Consider the following 21107-nt stretch of genomic DNA (forward strand, 5'->3'; position numbering starts at 1 on the left):
CTGGCTATTATAAGCACCTTCTTTTATAACTGCTGTTACAGGTTCACCGTCTATTACGACTTGTAATTGCGAATTATCACTATTGATATTGAATCCATTAGCTGGGATGGCAAAACTACTTACTTCAGCTACGCGAGGTGCCGTTCCTATCGCCCGCATATTAGCTGTTAGTCCCAAAGTTTCTAATAGATCTGAAGTACTATTTTCTAAGACAGTTAACTCACTTCTGCTTCCTGTCAAACCGCTGGTAAAAATAAGTCTGTCGTTATCCATGGTCACAGATACATTTTGGGAGCCCTTTAGAGAACTGTTGATTTTGGTTTCAATAACGCCGGCCAGATCGTCCTTGGCAATTAGTTTACTATTAGAAAAATCTAGGCTGATTTCTTCGCCATCAATGAAGAGGCTCAAGGTCCCTTGGAGAGATATCTTATCATCAGGAATTATTGAAATAGTCGGTTCATCAGTGCCAAAATTAATGATTGTGCCATCAATAGTAGCTGAAGAATAATCCGTAGTAATATCATCATTATCATTTATTGCATCTAATAAGCTTGAAACCTGAGCACCATGAACTGCTTGGTAAATAATCGCTTTGCCGTCCTCTAGCATTCCTTCTATATCATCTGGATCAGGATCAGGAATTCCTTCTACAACTAAAATCTCTACTTCATCAATTACATATTTTTCTCCTACTTTAAGGTGTGGAATATTAGCATAATACTCATTCGTATCTTCATCCTCAATTACTTCGACTTTATAATTTTTTACGACCCCACCATACAACTGGGCACTTGTCTCCGGCTTGATCTTCGATTCCTGAGCACCATAAAGACCTAAGGCTTCAGTAGCTCCTACGCCTAGCTTGTTATAGATGCGGAATACCTTTCCGTCTCTCGCGTTCATATCGTTGATGATCATAAGGCGGGGGTTGCCACTTAGCTCACCCTGTAATAACACTTTTACCTCATTATCAGCACCATTACGCGCCAATGATTCATTAATAGCCTTCTCGACAGCTCCAGCTAGCTCTGCGTAGCTCTGAAAGCCTCTAGGATCGCCAACATCATCAAGTGGAAAAGGTACATTTACACTAACCATATTGGTATTTCTTTCGCCCTCGACTTCGATATTAAAATAGATATCTGCAATATCATTTATATCGCTAAGATCCTCCATTTGATTGCCCAAAAACTGTGTAACAGGCGCCGCTTCCATATCGCCGTTTAATAATTTTCTTGTATTAAATTCTGTTGTATTTCCAACACGGTTAATCTCCGACAGAAGCTGATTCACTTCTTGCTGAATAGCATCGCGGTCAATTTCCGCATAAGTTCCATTAGCTGCTTGCACAGCTAGCTCACGCATACGTTGAAGCATTTTGTGTACTGAATCTAAAGCACCTTCGGCCGTTTGAATTAAGGAAACACCATCTAAGGTATTGCGTTCAGCAGCATTAAGACCGCGGATCTGGGAACGCATTTTTTCTGATATGGCAAGCCCAGCAGCATCATCGGAAGCTTTGTTGATTCGCATCCCTGAAGAAAGTCTCTCTAAATGTTTCGATACTGTTATTTGGTTTTGTGATAATTGACGATAGGCGTTTAAGGCTTGTATGTTATGGTTAATTCGCATTTATGGGTCACTCCTTGAAGGCTTTTTGAATCCTTTGTCTTATCTTTTAATAAAATTGCTTCTATGCTATCTATCGTGATTTTTTTAAAAACATTTACTTTTGTTTGCTTTGATTTCAAAAGCACTTTCCCCTTTATCTATATTCATTTAAATAAAAAAAAGAAGTTAGTTTTTTATTCCTAACTTCTTTTGAGACTTATATTAAATATTTACACTTGCTTACCTATATTTATCGAAAAAACTTCTTTTCTCATAATACACTGACAAATATTCAAATCAATTAGCCTAGCGAAAAAGCTATTGAGAAAATAAGCTAAATGCGTAGATGTTCAAGTAAGTAGTCTATTTACTGCAACAACTGCAAAATCCCCTGTGGTAATTGATTAGCCTGAGCCAACATGGCTGTAGCGGCTTGGTTGATAATATTATTCTTAGTTAAGTTGGTCATCTCTAAGGCCATATCAGCATCACGGATACGAGATTCAGAAGCTGTAATGTTCTCAGTGAAGGCTTGCAGATTGTTAACCGTATGTTCTAAGCGGTTTTGCATAGCGCCAAGCTTAGCTCTTTCGGTAGCAATTTGGTTAATCGCTCGATCTATACGTGTAATTGCTTTCGAAGCATTTTCAAAGTCTGTAAAGTCTATAGCTTTTTCACGAGTGATCTGGCTCATCCCATCGGTTACATTATTTACCGTTGAAAATCCTTCTGCTTGCCCTAAAACGGTAAGTCCCAGAGCAAAAGCACGGGTATCGCCAATATTAAGCCCCATTGTTTGTCCTTCGTTAGCACCAAGCTGAAGGTTCAAAGCGGCATCATGGTTCGAGCCCGTGTCCCACTTGCCCACTTGAGACCCTTCGACAGCAAAACCTAGTGTAACAGAAGCATCGCCAGCAGAACCTGTTTGAATGCGAATCTCACTACCACTGCCTTGCAGAGTACTCGCAATAGTAAAGCGAGTTCCGTCAAAAGTAACTCGCACATCAGCGGCTTTCGTTGTTGCTTCATTGATGCTATTTTGTAACTCTTGTGCTAAATCACGATAATTTGCTTGACTGCCGTATGTAGCGTTAGTAATAACAGCCGTTACAGGCTCTCCATCGACAATTATTTGTAGTTGATTGTTCATATCATTTATCGTAAATCCACCATCGGGAATAGCAAAGCTCGTTACTTCAGCAGTTCGAGGTGCTGTTCCAACAGCTGACATCCCTTTTGTAAGACCAAGCTGATCTAAGAGATTACCAGAATCATCACCTAGTATGGTTATTTCACTACGGTTTCCGTTGAGTCCACTTGAGAAAACCAAACTATTTCCATCGAGAGTCACTTTCACTTTTTCAGAGCCTTTTAGAGAGCTATTAATCTTTGTCTCAATTACACCTGCTAGGCTATCTCTCGATACTATATCATTGTTATAATCGAGGCTTAACTCTTCTCCATCAATTAATAAGGAAAGTCGTCCATCTAAAGTAACATTACCAGCCAAATCTGTTTGCAATGGACCGCCAAACAATTGTGCATTTGTTTCTGGCTTAATCTTCGACTCTTGAGCACCGTAAAGGCCTAGGGCTTCTGTTGAGCCTACATCCCTTTTGTTATAAATACGAAAAACTTTAGCTTCCCGAGCGTTCATATCGTTGATGATTGACAAGCGAGGATTGCCATTTCGTTCTCCATGAAGAGCTACTTTCACTTCATTATCGGAACCATTGGAGGCAAGTACTTCATTAAGCGATTTCTCAATAGCACCCGCTAGTTCTGCGTAGCTATAAAAACCCCTTGTATTGTTGGCTCCATCGACAGGAAAAGGTACATTAACGCCCACAATATTAGTGTTGCGTTCACCTTCAATTTCAATGTTAAAGAAAATAGAACCTAAATTATTAATGTCAGCAAGATTAGCCATTTCATTACCAAGAAAATGCGCAACTGGCGCTGCTTCCATTTCGCCATTCAAAAGCTTACGCGTATTAAACTCTGTTGTGTTACCTACACGATTAATCTCTGAAAGCAGTTGGTTCGCTTCTTGTTGAATCGCGTCACGATCGATTTCAGCGTAAGTCCCGTTGGCCGCTTGTACAGCCATTTCACGCATACGCTGTAGCATTTTATGGACAGAATCTAAGGCACCTTCGGCAGTTTGGATTAGAGAAATACCATCAAGGGTGTTGCGCTCTGCGGCTCCTAGCCCGCGGATCTGAGAACGCATCTTTTCGGAAATGGCCAAGCCTGCCGCATCGTCAGCTGCACTGTTGATGCGCATGCCCGATGAGAGTCTTTGGAGATGTTTTGATACAGCAAGTTGGTTCTGCGACAATTGACGGTATGCATTCAGTGCTTGTATGTTGTTATTGATTCTCATCAGTAGTATGTTCTCCCTTCAACGCTGTTGTCTTTAATAGTGTGTCAGAAGCCTCGTTGCGGGACTAGGAAAGTCTTGACGGAATCTAGGAGTCTTGAAAAGATGTGCTTTTAGAGTGTCTTGTGCCAAAAAAGCTACTGTTCTTTAGTCATTTTCGTATGAGAGATTTCTTTCATATGCAGTTGTCTTTGAGCGAAGCTGCATGCCTTTATGGCTTGGTCCGTTGGCATTGGCTGTTTTCCAAGCATCAGCGATGATGGTAAGCAATTTGTGTACTTCTTCAATCGCTTTTTTGTCTTTGTTGTAGTTGCCTTGAATCAGCTTTTCAGCCATATAGTTATAGAGGGCATCAAGCTGTTCTGCCATAACTCCGGCTTCGTAATTGATACCCGCTCCAAGTCTGTAGAGAATATCGTTACATTTCTGCAGCAATACATTGGCTAAGCCATAATCTTTTCTATCAAGTGCTTCCATCGCTTTTTCTAACTTCTCAAGAGCTGATTGATATAGTAGGCTGGTCAGTTCATGAGAAGATTTTTTATACAATTGATCTTCTGTTAAGGACTCCATTATAAAATTACACCTCCCGGATTGAACTCTCTTGTTGTGCTGATTGGTTTCAGTTCATTATCACTTTTCATATCTGATTCCATTTCTTCTAACATGAGCAAAATCTCGGCAATGACAAGATAAAGCTGTGGTGGAATATTGTCACCGAGATCCATGTCAATTAAGTTTTCAATCAAAAGAGGATCTTCCTGTAGGGGGATGTTTTTTTCCTTCGCCATATCAATAATTTTTTGAGCTAGATGGCCTTTTCCCTGCGCAATTACAGTAGGTGCATCGTTAGCTTCATCGTACCGAATGGCAGCGGCACTAGGGCCCGTAAGCTCTTTTTTCTTTTTTTGGTTGAACCATTTATAATTCATATTTTGAAGTCATACCCCCCTGTGCTCTGCGACCTTGGAAGTTCTGATCTAACTTTTACAGTCTCCTCCTTCGTCGTCACAGAAGCCTCATTATTCTTATCGTGATTTAATGCAGAAAACTTTACACCTGTCACGTTGTAGCCAATGGCTTGTAAATGGTCTTTATATTTTTTCACAACCGGTTCAGCTTTTTCTGCAAAATTAGGGCTGTCATTTTTGACGACAATTGATAAATTACGATCGTTTGATGCAATAAGGATGCCTGTTTCACCCATGCTTTTGGTATCTAAAAGAAAGTAAAGGCTACAGTTTTCCCAATCTATTTTTAAGCCTTCTTTATGGGCATTGACATACACTTTTACACTTTCTAGCTTTTCACCCATAGGCAAAGGAATGTTAAAAAAGAGGGTTTGCATATTGGAGTTGCCGTCATGTTTGCTAAGTAGCTGTTGTCCTGTAAGGTTTAGAAGGACTTGCTCCATGGGGGCATCAATTTTGCCTTGAGCGCCTTCAGCGCCACGGAGAAGCTGAATCATGACCGCTTTCATATTCTGTTGTAGATTTTCTTGTTGCACTGTCTGGTTTTGTCCCTGTAGGTGAAAGTTATGGGGGCTGTTGTTTGGGCTGTTCGGAGTGCTCAGATTGTTATTGGAACTTTGTGGATTCGATTGCTGTCCTCCTGGGTTGTTGTGGTGGTGAGTAAAAAGCTCACTTTTGCCTGACCCGCTGGCTTTCTCACGTAGAGCCGCTACTTCGCTTTCTCGTGATACCTTTTGGGCTACTTCACTATCATAGTTTAGTCCTAAAGAACGGAAGAGTTCAAAAGTCTGTCGAGCCGAGGCTTCTTGTCTTTGCAAGGAGTTCGCCATAGATAAGACTTGATCGGTCAATCGATGATAAGAAGGCCTGTTGTCTGTTATGAAGTGACTTTCTTTAGTTAAAAAGTGTTGTACCTTTACATCGGCCGGGCGCCAGTTCATCTTATCTAACATGGTTTTGACTTGCTGTAGAATTTCAGCCGCTTTGACGTTATTTCCGTTGGCTAGATATTTACGAGCTTCTGCAAGTTGACTGCTTGCTTGCATCAGCTGTTTTTCCATTTTCATATCAGTGTATAAGGTAAGGTCGCTTTTTAATATTGCTCGATCGAGTCGATCGATGGCTGATTCTAAGGAAGGTCTCACAGCCTGATAGATGTTAGCTCTCGTAGCCTGGGCAACTTGAAGTATGTTATCGAGGTTGCGAGTGATTTCTCGTTTTATATCTCGAAAATCAATAGCCGCTCGATTAAGACGCTCGTTGATCTCTGTAACTATAAGGTCTTTCGTTGTTAGCTTTAGTACTGCTAACATCTCTTGGTTTAGCTGGTATTCTTGATTGGCATTTTGTTGCACCAAGCCAGTTGGGTCGAAAAGTGCTGTTGCCTGATTGGACATTTCTTTGGAATTTTGCTTGCTTTCTTCTGTCTTTGATGAAGCTACTTCTTGTAATGTTGTGTTTATTTCCTGGTTCAGACGCTGTTGTTCTGCTGTAGATGTTGTTCTTTCTATTTTAGGAAGACCTGCTTCTACTTTCTCAAGTTCTTGATTCAGGATCATACTTGCGATCTTATCGCTTCCTAGACGTTGAAATTGTTGAGCTTCCTTGATAGCTTTTTCTATTTGCTCCATACCTGGAGTAGCTCTTTGAGGATTTTGGACAATCTGCCTTAGTTGTTCTAAGGCTTTATTCAGGTTGCCATCTTGTTGAAGTGTACTTTTTATAAGTTTGAGCTTTTGTTGAACTTCAAAGGCTTGTTCTTGCTTGGTGATAAGGGTCTCTGGGCGAGATGTCGAAGTGCTCATTTCTCTAGTAGGGCTAGCGACGTCACGATTCACTGGCACTTCTTGGCGTGGTGCTTCTTGACGTGGCGCTTCTTGGCGTGGCGCTTCTTGATCCCGTTGGAAGACTCTTTCTTGGAGACGCTCTCTAAAGGTTGGATCTAGCTTTTCAGCGGCCTCACTGATGGCTGAGCTTATAGCCGAGCCATGTAAAGCCGTGTGAACAGGGCGCATATGATTTTGTGTTACTTCTAATCCTTTATTTGCTATAGCCTGCACTGTGGCCATTCGTTGCTCTATTGTACCAGGACCTTTTTCGATAAAAGTTTTTAGATCAGCCAAGTTCTCTTTGGTGAGAGGAATGCCGCGCTCTAGCAACATCTGCGTTGCCTGTCGCAATTCGGGAGATGTGAATAAGCCTTGACTATGGTGGCTTGGTGATGCAGTCCTATCTTGTCCTTGTGCTTGTTGAGCTGTCGATGGCGCTGGCGAGTCAGCTACTAAGCGAACTCTATGTAGATCGCCTTTTTGCTCAAGAACTTGCAAGTTCACTCGATCTTGTTCTGGCACTTTCCCTTCAAATTGCACATGAACATTTCGATTGCCAATTTGCACGATTGCTTCCTGTGAAGACAACCTTTCTCGAATAAGGCCACGGTGAGTTTCTCCACTTTTTATATCGGCAGGGACATCACCAGAAGCTTGCTGTCCCCTGTAGTGGCTGTGGTCTATCTTTATCATGCTACTTGCCTCCCGCCCTAACGGTTTCTTATCTATGCTATATCAGTAAAAAAGCCGCTCATAGCGACTTAACAATATTCTTCATGCTCACCTTGTTGAACCAACCCTTTCATAGCCTTGCATACTCTGAGCCATGCTTGCTTGAAGGCATAAAAACATTTCTTATAGACATTATCGACACATCAGTCTAAAAACTTTACTACCAAAAAAACCACAAAAAAAAAGAAGACAACTGTCTTCCCTAGAAGTCACAATTCAATTACACGACATAGTTCAAATACTTTCCCGCTCCACCGTAGTGGGGATGTTGAAATACATTGACGTTAGTAAAATACATATATTGATTCATCTTTTGTTGCATTAGCCAGTTCTGATGATGATGGTAGTCTTCTTTGTTATCTTCTTGCTGTTCAGTAATGGCTTTTTCTATCTCATTATAGTCAACTTCTAGACGATTCCTATCAAGAAGGAGCTCACTTTTTCCTGCTTCCCAGGTTGGCTTGAAAGAAAAAGCCGGCGGCATTTTTTTCGGCTTATCTTGTTGCTCTTCATCAGGCACTGTAAAGTAACGAAGAGGATCAATAATAGGAGCTGTTTTTTGGATAGCAGAGACGGCGTGAACGGGAGGGTCAAAAGCGACTCTTGACAGTCGGTGATCCCAGTAAGGGTTGTTGTAAACACCATAGCCAACACGACTGACCATAATGAAGTCCCCCTCTCCCTGTGATAATGTCTCTCTTTCTATATAGTATACCACATATTAGCAAAAATTTCATTTTCACAAGTTAAGAAAAAGCCACTTCCTATTGCTGTAAACTCTAGTGCAGATCTGCTAGAAGATCTGAAAAAGCATACTAAATAAGGAAGTGGCTTGTCGCGCTTTATTGTTATACTCTATTGCTTTCTTTTGACAAAGTAAAAATCAGCGCTGTCGGTCCATGCGCATTCCAGACATGGGGTAATTGGTACCTTCGTACGCTTTGGAGATATCATTGTGTTGGTGAAGCTTCTGATTAAAACGTCGCGCTTTTTGCATAATCTGGTCATTCAATGCTTTTATATCCCGTAGAAGTTGACGACCTTCTGCAGTCTTTAAGTAAGGTTCTGATGAAGGATTCTGCAGGGACTGCTCTTTTTGTACTTCTTCAATTCGCTTTTGCATTTCTTCTCGCTGGTCTAGCAGTTCTTGAAACATTTCACCGTCCTGACTATCGAGACACTTCATCAGTTCTTGTGTTAGAAAAAAGTAATCTTTCCACAAAGATTGCTCTGAACGAGGAGGGTACGACTCCTTATCGTGCAGAGTCTTATTCATTAACGACACCTCGCTCTTTGCGAGCTAATTTGACAGCTTCAGCCCAAGTATCTCGCATTTCTTCAAGCATGCCACGGGCTTCTTCTAACTGCACTTTATCTTTAGCAATATTTCCTTGAACAAGACGATGTTGAATGTACTCATAAAGAGAGTACAAGCTTTTAGAGATTTCCATATTCATATCTAGTGTAGACATCAATTCTAAAATAATATCTTGAGCACGAATATTGCTATTATGAGCTTCTTGTTTATCTCCTTTGTCGATGGCTTGTAAGCTTTGATTGATAAAGCGAATGGCACCACCGTAAAGCAAAAGAGGCAGTTCTTCTTTAGGTCGCGTCAACACTTGCTGTGTCTGGTAAGTACTTACAGGCTTAGCAGTTGCAATCGGTGCAGTTGATCCCGTTCCAGCCCCATTAGCTACCGTGGATTCGGATTGCACCGATACAGTTGACTTTGGAGTTAGAGGATTGTTGATCTGAATCGGTCTCTTGTTTACGCCATAAGTTCCTGTGGGGGAATTTGTTTTGTATGCACCATAGCTTCCGCTCATCAAAATGGCCTCCTTAAAAAAATGGGTCCCTAAAAAATATGTCATCTAAAAGTTGGCGAATTGTTGCATTAACCAGCTACTTTGACTATTCATCTTATCCATGGCTTTTTCCATGGCTGTAAATTGACGCCAATAGCGATCTTCTGTTCTTTTCATGCGATCTTCAAAAGTAGCTAGTTGTCGTTCAAAATTAGAAAGTCGTCTACCCAAAAAGCTATTCGGATCTGCCGCAGGGCTACTACCTGCATGATCACGTAACTGGTCCGTTGTCTTCTGTGCTGTATCACGAAGTCTGCTAATAACACCTTCTGAACCCATAAAGAGCTTCACAAGGATTTCTGGATCTTCTTCTAAAGCCGCTCTCAACTTCCGCTCACTCTCTGGGTTTTCCTCAAACTCCAAAAAGCCACCTTTGGTCCAATCTCGACTTGTGGTTATACCTATAGAAGCGAGAGACTTGTAATTGCTTTCTAGACCATCAATCGGTTCAGAGATATTTAATCGCATTGTAGATAAGAAGCTGTTCAACATTGAGTCATTACGAAGTAAGCCACTCCTGGCTTTTTCTTCCCACATCTCAACTTCACGATCGCTCATATCACGGCGCTGTTCTTCTGTAAGTGGGTTGAAGTCGCGGTAAAAAGGCTGTCGAGTTAAATCGTTTAGTTTGGTAACAAGTTCGTTGTATGTTTTGACAAATTCTTTAATTGTTTCAACGGCTCCGTCGATGTTGTTGCCGACGGTGATAGTGACGTCTGTATCTAATTCAACTTTCTGCAGGTTATAAGTGACACCGGCAACGGTTATATTGTTGGTTGCACCTTCAAAATCAAATCCGTTTACTTTGATTTTGGCGTTTTCACCGGATTGTTCTTCTGCTATGATTATAGCCGTTGTGCCCGTTCCTGTTGATTTGTGTAAATTCAATGCATTCCATAAATTCGCTTCACTAGCTGACATAGTGGGTTGTTCTTCTCCAGCTTCAAGCTCTTCTTCAGGAATTGGGCTGGGACCAAAGTTAATTGTAGCATTTGAACCCGTACTAGTTGTACGCAAGAAAAATTGATCATAGTTAGCATCGTAACTAGCTCGAACACCAACATTGGCATTATTTATTTTTCTTGCTAGATCGTTAATTGTTTCTTTTGCAGGGTTAATCTTAATTTCCGCTCCATTAATATGAAGAGCCAGATTTCCACCTTCATCTAGTTGCAAATCATTTTCTCGGAAACCTAAATGCGTTATTATACTCGATTTATCAACTATTGTTTTTCCATCAACGTTACTTTCTACACCAATCTTGCTACCACTCGTCAAATTAACTCCACTAGCCAACTGCTCCACACGAACCATATTAGTCACCGTACCTGCATCTGATGTAGCTGTTGCTGTCACAATATCATTATTAGAAGAATTAACCGTCTTCGGGTTCATCTTATTCGTTCTATTAAAGACATCAAAAAGTTTGTTGCGAAAACTAATAATATCATTGCGAACATTGTGATATTCTGCCTTACGCCACTCTGTTCGTGTTTTTTCATGGAAAAGTTTATCGCCTCGCATGCGGTGGGCACGCATCATTTCTTTGATGATGCTTTCCGTATCAAGACCCGATGCAATTCCCCCGAAGCGAATAGTCATAGAACCGCCCCCTTATACCCGTGCGTCAAGAAATATTCCAATCATGTTGCGAATCTTAGAGATGGTATCTAAGAATTCTCGTGGTGGAAACTCTTTAAGTACCGTCTTATCTTTCATATCTACCATCTGAACCATCATCATATCCGTATCTTCATGAATGGCAAACTGCAATGATGTGTTTAATGCCGCCATGGCTTTGTTCATCTTGTCAATAGCGCTATTTAGTTGTTCTGGCTCAAAAGATTGATCTTCTTTGCTTTTCTTAACATCTTTGACATTAGCCATTTCCACATTTTTGTCTGTAGCAGATAACTTTTGTACCCGATTCTCAAAGTTTGGAATGTCTACCTTCTTAATTCCTGAAATATCCATAATTCGCCCTCCTTAGCGTTGAACCTATCCTTGTGACTCTTAACTCTTATATATATTTATATCGGTTCAGACGGAAAAAAAGTTTAGTACTTTTTTGCTAATAGGTCCTTAAAAACAACTTTGGTGGATAAAGAAAATCCCACCACTCTAAAAGAATGACGGGTAATAGGTTTGAAAGAAAAAGGTACTATCTAACACTTCAGTTTTTCAGGCCATTATTTATAATTGTTTCAAAAAACACCCAGTCCCGTTGAGTGTCAATATCAAGAGAGCGTTCTTTCGGCATTTGAAAAGCTAAGGTTTCACTAGTCAAAAAAGACTTCTTGTCTTTTAACCACTTAGCACGAGCAAAGTAAATTGCACCGTTCAGCGCAAATATTGGAGGGGTTTCTTGTCTTTGATTATATAAAGTTTCTGATTGAATAATGGAGTCCATTTTATAGTCCTTGCCGACTCTATACATCCAATAAGGTGATTTATCTACAAGAGCTACGGACACGCAAGCTGAAGCGTTGTTTTGCCAGCATAGTTCGATACAATTGTCTATGTCTTGCTCAGATCGCAAAGGCGAAGTTGGCTGTAATAAGATGATATATTCATATTCAGGAAGCACTTCTAGCGCATGTAATACTGGCATAATCCCTGGTGTATCATCTTGAGCTAACGATTCAGGTCTAACAAAAGGAACGTCACAGCCCCAATTTTTTGCAATAGCAATAATCTCTTCATCTTCAGAAGAAAGCACTAAGCGATCAATATATTTAGATTTTTTGGCAGACTCTATCGTCCAAGCAATTAATGGTTTGCCTCCAACGTATCTTATGTTCTTACGAGGTATACCTTTTGAACCACCACGAGCAGGGATAAGGGCTAATACAGATCCTTTTTTGTTCACCTTACATTCCATACTTTTAAATAGTCTACATTGGCTTTCCAATAATCTTCCATATGCCCTATATCCATCCAGTATTCTTGTATAGGAAAGACCGTTATTTTCTTTTTACGCTCGTGCATGCTATTGAATAACTGTGGCATATCAAAAAAAACATTTTTAGGAATATAGTCAATTACTTCGGGATTTAATAGGTAAACACCTGCATTTATGTAATGGCGCATAACTGGCTTTTCTTGAATACCTAGAAAATTTTCTACTTTGCTGTCTACTACACCATAAGGTATTTGAAATTCATATTCACGAACACAGATGGTTCCTAAGGCGCTGTGATCGTCGTGAAACTTCAGTAGTTCTTCAAAGTTCAGCTGTGTCAATAAATCTCCATTCATAACGAAAAATGGGTTGTTCGGTCTTTCTGGAAAAAGTTTTATGGCTCCTGCCGTCCCTAAAGGCTTTTTCTCTTCAATATATTTAATCTCCACACCCCATCGAGAACCATCACCAAAATGATTTCGTATCATTTCGGCTTTGTAATGAACAGAAATGTAAAATTGGTAAAAACCATAAGAAGCAAAGCGTTCCAAAATCGTTTCAAGAAGTGGTCTTCCTCCCACACTTAATAGCGGCTTGGGGCATTCTTCTGTTAGTGGACGCAAGCGCTTTCCAAAGCCACCTGCCATAAGTAATACCGGATTATCTCTTTTTACTGGAGTTAAAATTGTATCAACTGTTTCTAAACCTATCACTCGTCCTTGTTCATCTATAACTGGAAATTGATAAATGTTGCACTTTTTTACCTTCTCAAGTAGTTTTTTTCTATCTTCCCCTACACTTGCAACAACAGGTTTTTTATTCATAACATTGCTCACCAGAGTATCCATAGGCAGTCCTCTTAGAATTGCTCTTCTTAAATCACCATCCGTCATTGCACCTTGTAAAGTCATATTTTCATCTACTACCAGTGCAATCTTTAAGGCGCCCCGTTCAATTACTTCCAAAGCTTCCATCATTGTAGCTTGAGGATTAAGCAGTGTCCCTTGCCAGCATCTTTTCATCTTGTTGTTGCACCACCTTTTAGCGAATAGTTTTTGCTGGTACTCCCATTACTAAAGAATCATCTTCCACATTTTTCGTAACAACTGCTCCGGCGGCAACGGTACAAGAAGTTCCAATTTTTACAGACTGAATAATTTTTGCGCCTACTCCAATGTGTGTGTTAGCTCCGACTATCACATTGCCTGATATAACGACACCAGGCGCTATATGAACATGTTTAGATATTTTGCAGTCATGTTCTATGATAGCACCCGTATTAATAATGCTATTAGAGCCAATACAAGCATCAGGCTGAATAATTGCGCCGGCCATGATTTGAGCTCCCTCGTCAATTTCGACTCGTTGAGCTATTATTGCTGATGGATGGACTAATGTTGCAAATTGATATCCTTTTGCTTTGAATGTGTCGAAAATAACTTTTCTTTTTAGAGAGCTTTTTATAGAACCAATTGCATTAACAAGTTGAACTTCTTCTGGTGAATAGTTGAATACTTTATCATCTAAACCAATTACGGATATACCCAAAAAATCTTTATTTATTTTTTCCTGATTTGCTTCCGTAATGCCTAAAATAGGCCATTCTAACACTCTGGCAACATTAATAACAACTTTGGCATGTCCACCTGAACCGATAATAATTAATGGTTTTTTCTGCTGTGACACGCTTTTCACCCTTACTATGCTCTAATTAGATCAAAAAAGGGTTTCCTTAAGAGAGAAGTTAAATCTATTCTTTTTAGTATTTCTTTTGTATTTTTAGATACTTCCCCCGTACCATAGGGCGATTTAGTTGACTCTAATGTTTTTTGAAAATCTTTGGAAAGCGCTTTTTCTATAGCTTGCTGGATGCTCTCACTGTTTTCAGCACAATTGATGACTGAGGAGGCACACAATCTACCTTTTTGACGGTCTCCTATGTTAACGGTTGGCTTTTGAAAGTAAGGGACTTCAATCAATCCACTAGATGAATTACCTAGCACGGCATCTACGTATTTTATGGTACTTAGATAACGAATTTGTCCCAAAGAAGTAAAAGCTTTTACTCTATCTTTTCTAGCACTTTCATATTGTTGAATCTTTTTTATTATTACTCTTCCATCTGTATCAGCATTTGGCATAGTGAATATTATTTTAGCTTCTGGAAACTGATCTAGTGCCTTCAAAAGTGATTCTACTGCTTGCTCAGGACCTTTTTTGTTTAAGGTAACTGGATGAAAGGTAACCAAAAATGTAGTTTTGCCAAACTGAAAATCTAATTCTTTTTCTAGCTCATCTTTGCTATGAAGCTTCATTCTTCGAATATTTTCCAAGCCAGGCGTCCCAAAGTTATAGACTTTTTCTGGATGCTCGCCCATTTGGATTACTCTTTGCCTGTATTGTTCAGTAGATGTAAAGTGAAGTTGAGCCATTTTGGTAATAGCATGTCGAATCGACTCATCAATACATCCTTCTGTAGTTTCTCCTCCATGAATATGAGCTACAGGAATACGCGCTACAAGAGCAGACTGAACAGGAGCAAGTATCTCAAACCGGTCACCTAGAACGACAACAATATCTGGTCTTAATCTATCTAAAGCTTCGGCAAAACCTATTAGTCCCAAGCCTATTGATTTAGTAATACCGACTGTAGTATCGCTAGATAAAAGCATTTCTACTTTTGCATCAATGGTAAAGCCATCTTGTTCAATCTTTTGATAAGTTAAGCCAAACTCTGGAGAGAGATGCATACCTGTTACGATAAGCTGGAGTTCTAAGTCAGGATCTTCTTTTATCTCATGTAGTAGCCCATAGAGTAAACCATAATCTGCTCTAGTACCTGTTACTATGCAGATTTTTCTTTTCTCCATATTTAGCATTCTGCCTTTCTAATAAATTAGAAGGGTCTTTTAGATATTGTAAATACTTGTCTTATAGCTATTTAAGTTTCCTATAATCCATTGTGCCGTTTCCGTCAGGCCCTTTTTTAGACCTTCTCTCCCAGCATAGTTAGGTTTCCAATTGAGAAGCTCATATGCTTTACTGTTATCAGCCCAGAGGCGTTCAACTTCGCTTTTTTCTGGACGTAGTCGCTGTTCTTCACTAACGATTTCTACAGAAGTTCCCATAACTTCTGCAATTAATTCTGTAGTTTCTTTTATAGATATTTCATAATTACTTCCTATGTTGATAACCTGACCGAGGGCTTCTTTTGATCTAGCAACGGAAATAAAACCTGCAACAGTATCTTTTACATAGTTAAAGTCACGAGTTGGATGTAAGGCGCCTAACTTTATTGTATTTTGTCCTTTGGCAATCTGTGTGATAATTGTTGGAATTACCGCTCGTGCTGATTGGCGAGGACCGTAGGTGTTGAAGGGGCGTATTATAGCTACAGGTGTCTGAAAAGAATGGTAAAAAGATAAAGCAAGTTGATCAGCCCCAATTTTGGTAGCTGAATAAGGGGATTGCCCTTGCAAGGGATGCTCTTCCTTAATAGGTACACAGCGAGCTGTACCATAAACTTCGCTGGTAGAAGTGTGCACTATTTTTTGCACTCCTAATTCTCTGGCCGCTTGAAGAACATTTAAGGTTCCTTTAATATTTGTATCTACATAAGTACTAGGAGAGTGATAGCTGTAAGGTATGGCAATCAATGCGGCAAGATGCAACACTGTGTCATAGCCCTTCATGGCTTCTTTTACACCATAGGGATCACGTACGTCACCGGGAAAAACATCTATTTCTTTTTTAACTATTTCTTCAGTATGGTCAAGCCAGCCCCATCTATTGTTAGAATTGTAATGAACAAAAGCTCGCACTTGAAAGCCTTGACGAACAAGTTCTTCTGTAAGATGAGAACCGATAAAACCTCCCGCACCTGTTACTAGTACTTTTTGCATCGGTGACTGCTCCATTCCCTAAAGTTAGATATGTGGTAATATAGACAAGATCATATCAGATCGTCTTTTTTATAATCCGTTTGCGCTATTTTTCCGAGCCATTGCCAATATTGCATTGGTGAAATTCCTATACCTGGCCGTTTACATGTTAGATTTTCTTCTGTAAAAACTTCACCTGCGAGAATCGATTGGGAAGCAACGAGACTTTTACGAGCTACATCTCTATTTCTAATTTCAGACGATGTAATAGTTTTAAGAGAAGAACCTATAGCCTTTTCAACTTGACGCACTGCCTTAACAAGTTCATTTAGTTCATCAGGCTCTAAAGATGCTTGATGATCAGGACCTAGCATGTTTTTATCTAAGGTAAAGTGTTTTTCTATAACAGTTGCCCCTCGAGCAACAGCGGCAATGGCAACTGCTATGCCTGTTGAATGATCAGAGTACCCTACAGAGAGATTAAAAGCTGACCTCAAAGTATCCATGGCTTTTAAGTTAATTTGATTAAATGGCGCTGGATATTCTGAAGTGCAGTGTAGGAGAGTAACTTTTTCTCTTAAAAGAGCTTGCCCTTCAGCAGATAGATAGGCTTTTTCTAAGTCATCGAGAGATGGATATTTTCTATCTTTCTTTCCTTCTAAATATCCATAGGCAAGAATGCTTAAAGCTTCTTCAATCTCTCCTATCTTACTCATGCCCGTTGATATGATGATGGGAAGACCTGTTGTAGCACTATTAAGGAGTAAAGGTCCGTGGGTTATTTCTCCTGAAGGTAGCTTTAATAAAGAAACTCCCAAGTCAAAGGCCAGATATTGTAAGCTCTCTATGTCAAAAGGTGTAGACAGAAAGTCTATTTTCTTTTCATGACAATATGCTTTTAGAACTAGATAAGCCTCTCTGTCTAGTTCTAGTTTCTTGAGCATTTCCCACTGGCTTTCTGATTTGTCCGTTCTGTTCATCTGATAACTTGCTTTAGGTGCTTGATAAGTAACTTGTTTTTCCGCTTTGAAAGTTTGAAATTTTACAGCATCAGCACCAGCAGAAACTGCTACATCAACAAGTTGTAAAGCTTTCTCTAAAGAGCCGTTATGATTTACTCCTGCTTCAGCAATGATGTATGTTTTTAAATTACCACCTAACTTTAGCATGGCTCTTACTCCTTAGTTTAAGATAATTTTCTGAATCTATCTTTTAAGAAGGTTATCGAATTTTAAGGTTATCGAAAACTTAATATTTTAAGCTTCTATGAGATTTGCACTGCTAGGGATGTTAATGATTCGCTGAGCAAGGCTTTCTGTAACTTCCAAAGTCATAGCAGGGCACTTTTTATAGATCGGTAGTTGGTGTAAAGGTGTCCACACTGGGCGAGTCATGATACCTGATTTATTAGTTAGGCTAAGTAGCTTCTCTAACTCCTTTGGCCCATTTTCATTCAAAATAAGAGTGTTTAACCAGTAATTGCTTTGGGCGAAAGAAGGTTCTGTAAAAAACCGAAGTCCCCTAAAGTTTTTAAAGGTTTCTTCGTACTTCTGCGCAAGCTCCCTCTTTCTTTTTACTAGGAAAGGCAGGTTTTCTATTTGTGCACAGCCTAAGGCAGCATTAATATTTGGCAGTCTATAGTTGTAACCAACACTATCGTGGTAATAGGCCCAAGGATGTGCCGTCTTCGCTGTTGTTGTCAGATGCTTAGCTAGGATAGCTAGCTCTTGATTATTCGTTAAAATAGCACCGCCACCGCCAGTTGTTATGATTTTGTTGCCGTTAAAACTAATAGCAGCTAGGTCGCTCATAGTACCTGTATGGCGATTTTTATAAAAAGATCCTAAAGATTCGGCGGCATCTTCAATTATTTTTATTCCAAATTGTTGAGAAAGTTCTACTAAAGGATCCATATCAACAGGATGGCCAAAGGTATGCATAGGAATGATCGCCTTAATAATACGACCTGTTTGGCGGTTTCTACAAAAAGACTTTTGATCATTATTTTCAATGGTCGCTATTTCATGCAAGTAAGAACGTAGTTTATTTGCATCAATACCTAAGGTAGCTTCGTCTACATCCACAAAATGAGGTATGGCGCCACAATAAGATATTGCATTAGCTGTGGCAACAAAAGTAAGACTGGGCAACAAGACTTCCTCATCTGGTTGAACCTTGGCCAGTAGAAGACACATATGAAGTGCCGATGTCCCATTAACGGTAGCAACAACATAGGGAGCACCAGTATATTCTGACAGTAAAGATTCAAAGCGCTCAACATAACTTCCCGCTGACGATACCCATCCTGTATCTAAGCAATCTTTTACATAATGCCATTCTTTACCCAAAAACTGCGGTTCCTGAAGCGGTATTGTCTTTATTCTGTTCTTAGACAAAATATTTTCAAGGCTATAAATAATTTTTTGCACATCAATTTTTTCTTCATTTGCTTTATCCATGAACTTCCTCAACTTAGCAATTTTCCGTTAATACAACGTTATTAAACATCACCATCTTGTTTTTTGAAGGGTAGATCGCATTTACTGCATATGGATACCTTTAAGCAATTTCCCTTTTTGTGCATATTCCTTATGTGCATATATTTATTATTTTGCCAAATATTTCGAATGCTATCTTTGTGTAGATTACCAACTACATATTCTTTTTCACTATCAACACAGCAAACAATTACGTCTCCATCGGCAGAAACAAACATTCTTTGCCATAATTGACTACATGAAAAGTCTATTATCTTATCATCCTCTACAATGCTTTCCCCGACAGGTGTTCTGTACTCAACATAGGCAACAACATCAACAATATCTTTGAAAAGATTGACATAGCCTTCATACTCATCTTGATTGTCTTTCATTAAGACCATGGAAACTCTCGTAAGTGGTGACGTTTTGCCCATCTTATTACGGATTTCTACAAATCTTTTTATGTTCTCTAAAGTGCTTTCATAGTCTGCACCGACTCTTATCTCTTCGTACTTTTCTTTGTATGGTGAGTCGAAGGAGAAGAATATTTTGTCCAAACCAGCTTCAATAAGATCTTTTGCGATTTTTTCTGAGAGTAATACAGCGTTTGTATTGAGCATAACGTCTATGATACCTTTATCTTTAGCATACTTGACCATGTTAACAAGCTCTGGATGAATTAATGGTTCACCTAGCCAGTTTAATTTTATGGAATAGACGCCTATTTCTGTTGCTTCATCGATTATTTTTCTATATAAGTCCATGTCCATTGTCGTAATAGGAAAAGAATTCTTTTTGTTACTATCTTGTAATAAGACGGTTCTTGCACACATGGGACATTTTAGATTACAAGCATTAGTAGGCTCGATATCTAGATGCAAGGGCACTTCTTCTAGAATGTGGTTCTTAGGATTATGAGACCATTTTTTTCTGTATTCCCTGTATTTTTTGCACTTTTTTTCTTCCCACATTTTAGCCGAATGGTTAATAGTTTCTTTGTATGTTGGATTTATCGGTACATTTATGCTCATTTTAATTACCCTTTCAGTTTATCCTTTAGAATCCCTAGCTTGATTTTTACATATCTCAATTTAACATTTTACATATCGGGATACGGGGATAGGTAACGGGCCTATTTATTCTTTATAAAGTTCGCAATCTTCTCCAGAAAGATGACTGGTAAGGAATGGTTTTTGGTTAGAGAAGTTTCTTAAGGCTTCATGTTTGCAACCTTTTATGTAAGCTCCACCTTCTGTACAATTCCAAACTTCTACTTTATCAAGTGTACTAATATAGTTTTCAAACCACTGCAAGTAGCTAAATAGACTTCTTGATGTTCTTACTTGACCATTTTGGTAATAGTTTTTCACCAGCTTAAAATCATAATGGTCGGTGATATCACTTTTTCTATAAGCCAGGTTTGAGTGACTCTTATTGTTAGTGTAAGCAAGATCTTGTCCTATCAGTGCAATTCTTTTAGCTCCCATTAATACCATAAGATCTAATAAACAAGTCGCAACAGAGCCTCCTGTTGCGATTAGTGGTTCTTTAAGTTCTTCAGATCTTTTTTCTCCTTCAGGAAAACCTTTTTGCCATACAATATAACGTTTACCTTTGAAATGCCTTACAGCGTTATGATTGGCGGTAGATAAGTAAAACAAGGGAAAGTCCTGCTTTTGTAGTATCAATTGTTCTTTAACCATGTCTTGTGGATCTGATATCATTGCAAAGTGAGGCTTAATATCCTCATTAGCTAAAGAGCTTAAGGCTGTTCCGACTGATCCTATTATTATATCTCTCTTCAAGGAGATTGCTTTCAACGTTAATAATTGCTTATCTAAGGAAGGGCCACTTGACACAAGGACAAAGTCTCTATCTTTAAATCGGTCTATCCAATTGCTAATACCTCTATCTTGTAGTTGCAGGTTATTATGATAGTTTTTTTCTAATAAGCTCTTGTTTCTATCTATGCTACTCTTGTTCATCTTGAATGTTTCTAGTAGCTCTTTGATTTTATACAAACTTTTTGGGATTACATGTAGTGCGGGACCATAAATCAATAATTCTGTATCTTGAAAATTAATATTTGATATAAAGCTTTCTTTAATCTTTTCAATGTTCTCTGATACGTAATAGTTAGGTAAAAAAGCTTTTATATTTGCTTCTTTGCTTAACCCACTCTCTACCAACCATTGACCATATAATTCATTGAAATCCCATATTTCTATATCTATATTCTCATATTGCTTTTGCAAAGCCCTAATATGATACCCTGCACCCATGCCGACGATGATAACTTTCCTAGTACTGCTTTTTAAAATTATTTGCTTAGCCCATCTTTGGGCTTCCTTAAGTGGATCATATCGACTGTGTAAATAAAGAACTTTATTATCTTTTTTTACCCCAATTGTAGGTTCTGTTTTGGTATTAACTAGTTCAAATTTCAT

At 39.1% G+C, this 21107-nt stretch carries 18 protein-coding genes and 1 pseudogene; all 19 read right to left on the reverse strand.

Translation table 11 applies throughout. The features are described from left to right. Window positions 1-1233: 1233 nt before the first annotated feature. A pseudogene (locus tag F9B85_RS15100) lies at window positions 1234-1635 on the reverse strand (flagellin N-terminal helical domain-containing protein); the annotation flags it as partial. A 346-nt stretch (window positions 1636-1981) separates the two neighbouring features. Further along, window positions 1982-4000, reverse strand: coding sequence for a flagellin N-terminal helical domain-containing protein (locus tag F9B85_RS14970; RefSeq protein ID WP_341474374.1), 2019 nt, complete (start codon window positions 3998-4000; stop codon window positions 1982-1984). Window positions 4001-4144: 144 nt separating this feature from the next. Further along, entirely contained in the window at window positions 4145-4570 is a 426-nt protein-coding gene (fliS, locus tag F9B85_RS03045; RefSeq protein ID WP_151618448.1) for a flagellar export chaperone FliS, read from the reverse strand. Further along, window positions 4570-4929 carry an EscU/YscU/HrcU family type III secretion system export apparatus switch protein gene (locus F9B85_RS03050; RefSeq protein ID WP_151618451.1) on the reverse strand — a complete coding sequence of 120 codons (360 nt, stop codon included), beginning with the start codon at window positions 4927-4929 and terminating at the stop codon, window positions 4570-4572. The genes fliS (F9B85_RS03045) and F9B85_RS03050 overlap by 1 nt, the downstream gene beginning before the upstream one ends. Continuing rightward, the gene (locus F9B85_RS03055) at window positions 4926-7490 is read right to left on the reverse strand and encodes a coiled-coil domain-containing protein (protein ID WP_151618453.1); all 2565 of its coding nucleotides are present in this window, start codon (window positions 7488-7490) and stop codon (window positions 4926-4928) included. Before F9B85_RS03055 ends, F9B85_RS03050 begins: the two co-directional genes overlap by 4 nt. Window positions 7491-7749: 259 nt before the next feature. After that, on the reverse strand, window positions 7750-8193 hold the full coding sequence (locus F9B85_RS03060; protein WP_151618455.1) for a hypothetical protein: 444 nt from the start codon (window positions 8191-8193) through the stop codon (window positions 7750-7752). 219 nt (window positions 8194-8412) lie between these two features. Then, window positions 8413-8805, reverse strand: coding sequence for a hypothetical protein (locus tag F9B85_RS03065; RefSeq protein WP_151618457.1), 393 nt, complete (start codon window positions 8803-8805; stop codon window positions 8413-8415). After that, entirely contained in the window at window positions 8798-9358 is a 561-nt protein-coding gene (gene fliS / locus F9B85_RS03070; protein ID WP_279237705.1) for a flagellar export chaperone FliS, read from the reverse strand. The genes F9B85_RS03065 and fliS (F9B85_RS03070) overlap by 8 nt, the downstream gene beginning before the upstream one ends. A gap of 45 nt (window positions 9359-9403) precedes the next feature. Further along, a complete protein-coding gene (fliD, locus tag F9B85_RS03075) occupies window positions 9404-10999 on the reverse strand; it encodes a flagellar filament capping protein FliD (protein WP_151618459.1) in 1596 nt (531 codons plus the stop codon). 12 nt (window positions 11000-11011) lie between these two features. Further along, window positions 11012-11371, reverse strand: a complete 360-nt coding sequence (locus tag F9B85_RS03080; RefSeq protein WP_151618461.1) for a flagellar protein FlaG — start codon at window positions 11369-11371, stop codon at window positions 11012-11014. Window positions 11372-11570: 199 nt separating this feature from the next. Continuing rightward, on the reverse strand, window positions 11571-12266 hold the full coding sequence (locus F9B85_RS03085; protein ID WP_207707026.1) for an acylneuraminate cytidylyltransferase family protein: 696 nt from the start codon (window positions 12264-12266) through the stop codon (window positions 11571-11573). Then, on the reverse strand, window positions 12263-13321 hold the full coding sequence (locus F9B85_RS03090) for a nucleotidyltransferase family protein (protein WP_151618465.1): 1059 nt from the start codon (window positions 13319-13321) through the stop codon (window positions 12263-12265). Before F9B85_RS03090 ends, F9B85_RS03085 begins: the two co-directional genes overlap by 4 nt. A 19-nt stretch (window positions 13322-13340) precedes the next feature. Then, window positions 13341-13985, reverse strand: coding sequence for an acetyltransferase (locus F9B85_RS03095; RefSeq protein ID WP_151618467.1), 645 nt, complete (start codon window positions 13983-13985; stop codon window positions 13341-13343). 14 nt (window positions 13986-13999) lie between these two features. Then, a complete protein-coding gene (gene neuC / locus F9B85_RS03100; protein ID WP_151618469.1) occupies window positions 14000-15169 on the reverse strand; it encodes a UDP-N-acetylglucosamine 2-epimerase in 1170 nt (389 codons plus the stop codon). A 39-nt stretch (window positions 15170-15208) separates the two neighbouring features. Then, a complete protein-coding gene (locus F9B85_RS03105) occupies window positions 15209-16201 on the reverse strand; it encodes an NAD-dependent 4,6-dehydratase LegB (protein ID WP_151618471.1) in 993 nt (330 codons plus the stop codon). A gap of 50 nt (window positions 16202-16251) precedes the next feature. Next, on the reverse strand, window positions 16252-17349 hold the full coding sequence (gene neuB, locus F9B85_RS03110; protein WP_151618473.1) for an N-acetylneuraminate synthase: 1098 nt from the start codon (window positions 17347-17349) through the stop codon (window positions 16252-16254). A gap of 87 nt (window positions 17350-17436) precedes the next feature. After that, a complete protein-coding gene (locus F9B85_RS03115; protein ID WP_151618475.1) occupies window positions 17437-18639 on the reverse strand; it encodes a LegC family aminotransferase in 1203 nt (400 codons plus the stop codon). Window positions 18640-18680: 41 nt separating this feature from the next. After that, window positions 18681-19691: a radical SAM/SPASM domain-containing protein gene (locus tag F9B85_RS03120; protein ID WP_151618477.1), complete on the reverse strand. Its 1011-nt coding sequence runs from the start codon at window positions 19689-19691 to the stop codon at window positions 18681-18683. Window positions 19692-19796: 105 nt separating this feature from the next. Continuing rightward, window positions 19797-21107 (reverse strand): motility associated factor glycosyltransferase family protein, encoded by a 1311-nt coding sequence (locus F9B85_RS03125; RefSeq protein WP_151618479.1) that lies wholly within the window; start codon window positions 21105-21107, stop codon window positions 19797-19799.

The organism is Heliorestis acidaminivorans (assembly GCF_008933955.1).
Taxonomy (GTDB): Bacteria; Bacillota; Desulfitobacteriia; order Heliobacteriales; family Heliobacteriaceae; genus Heliorestis; species Heliorestis acidaminivorans.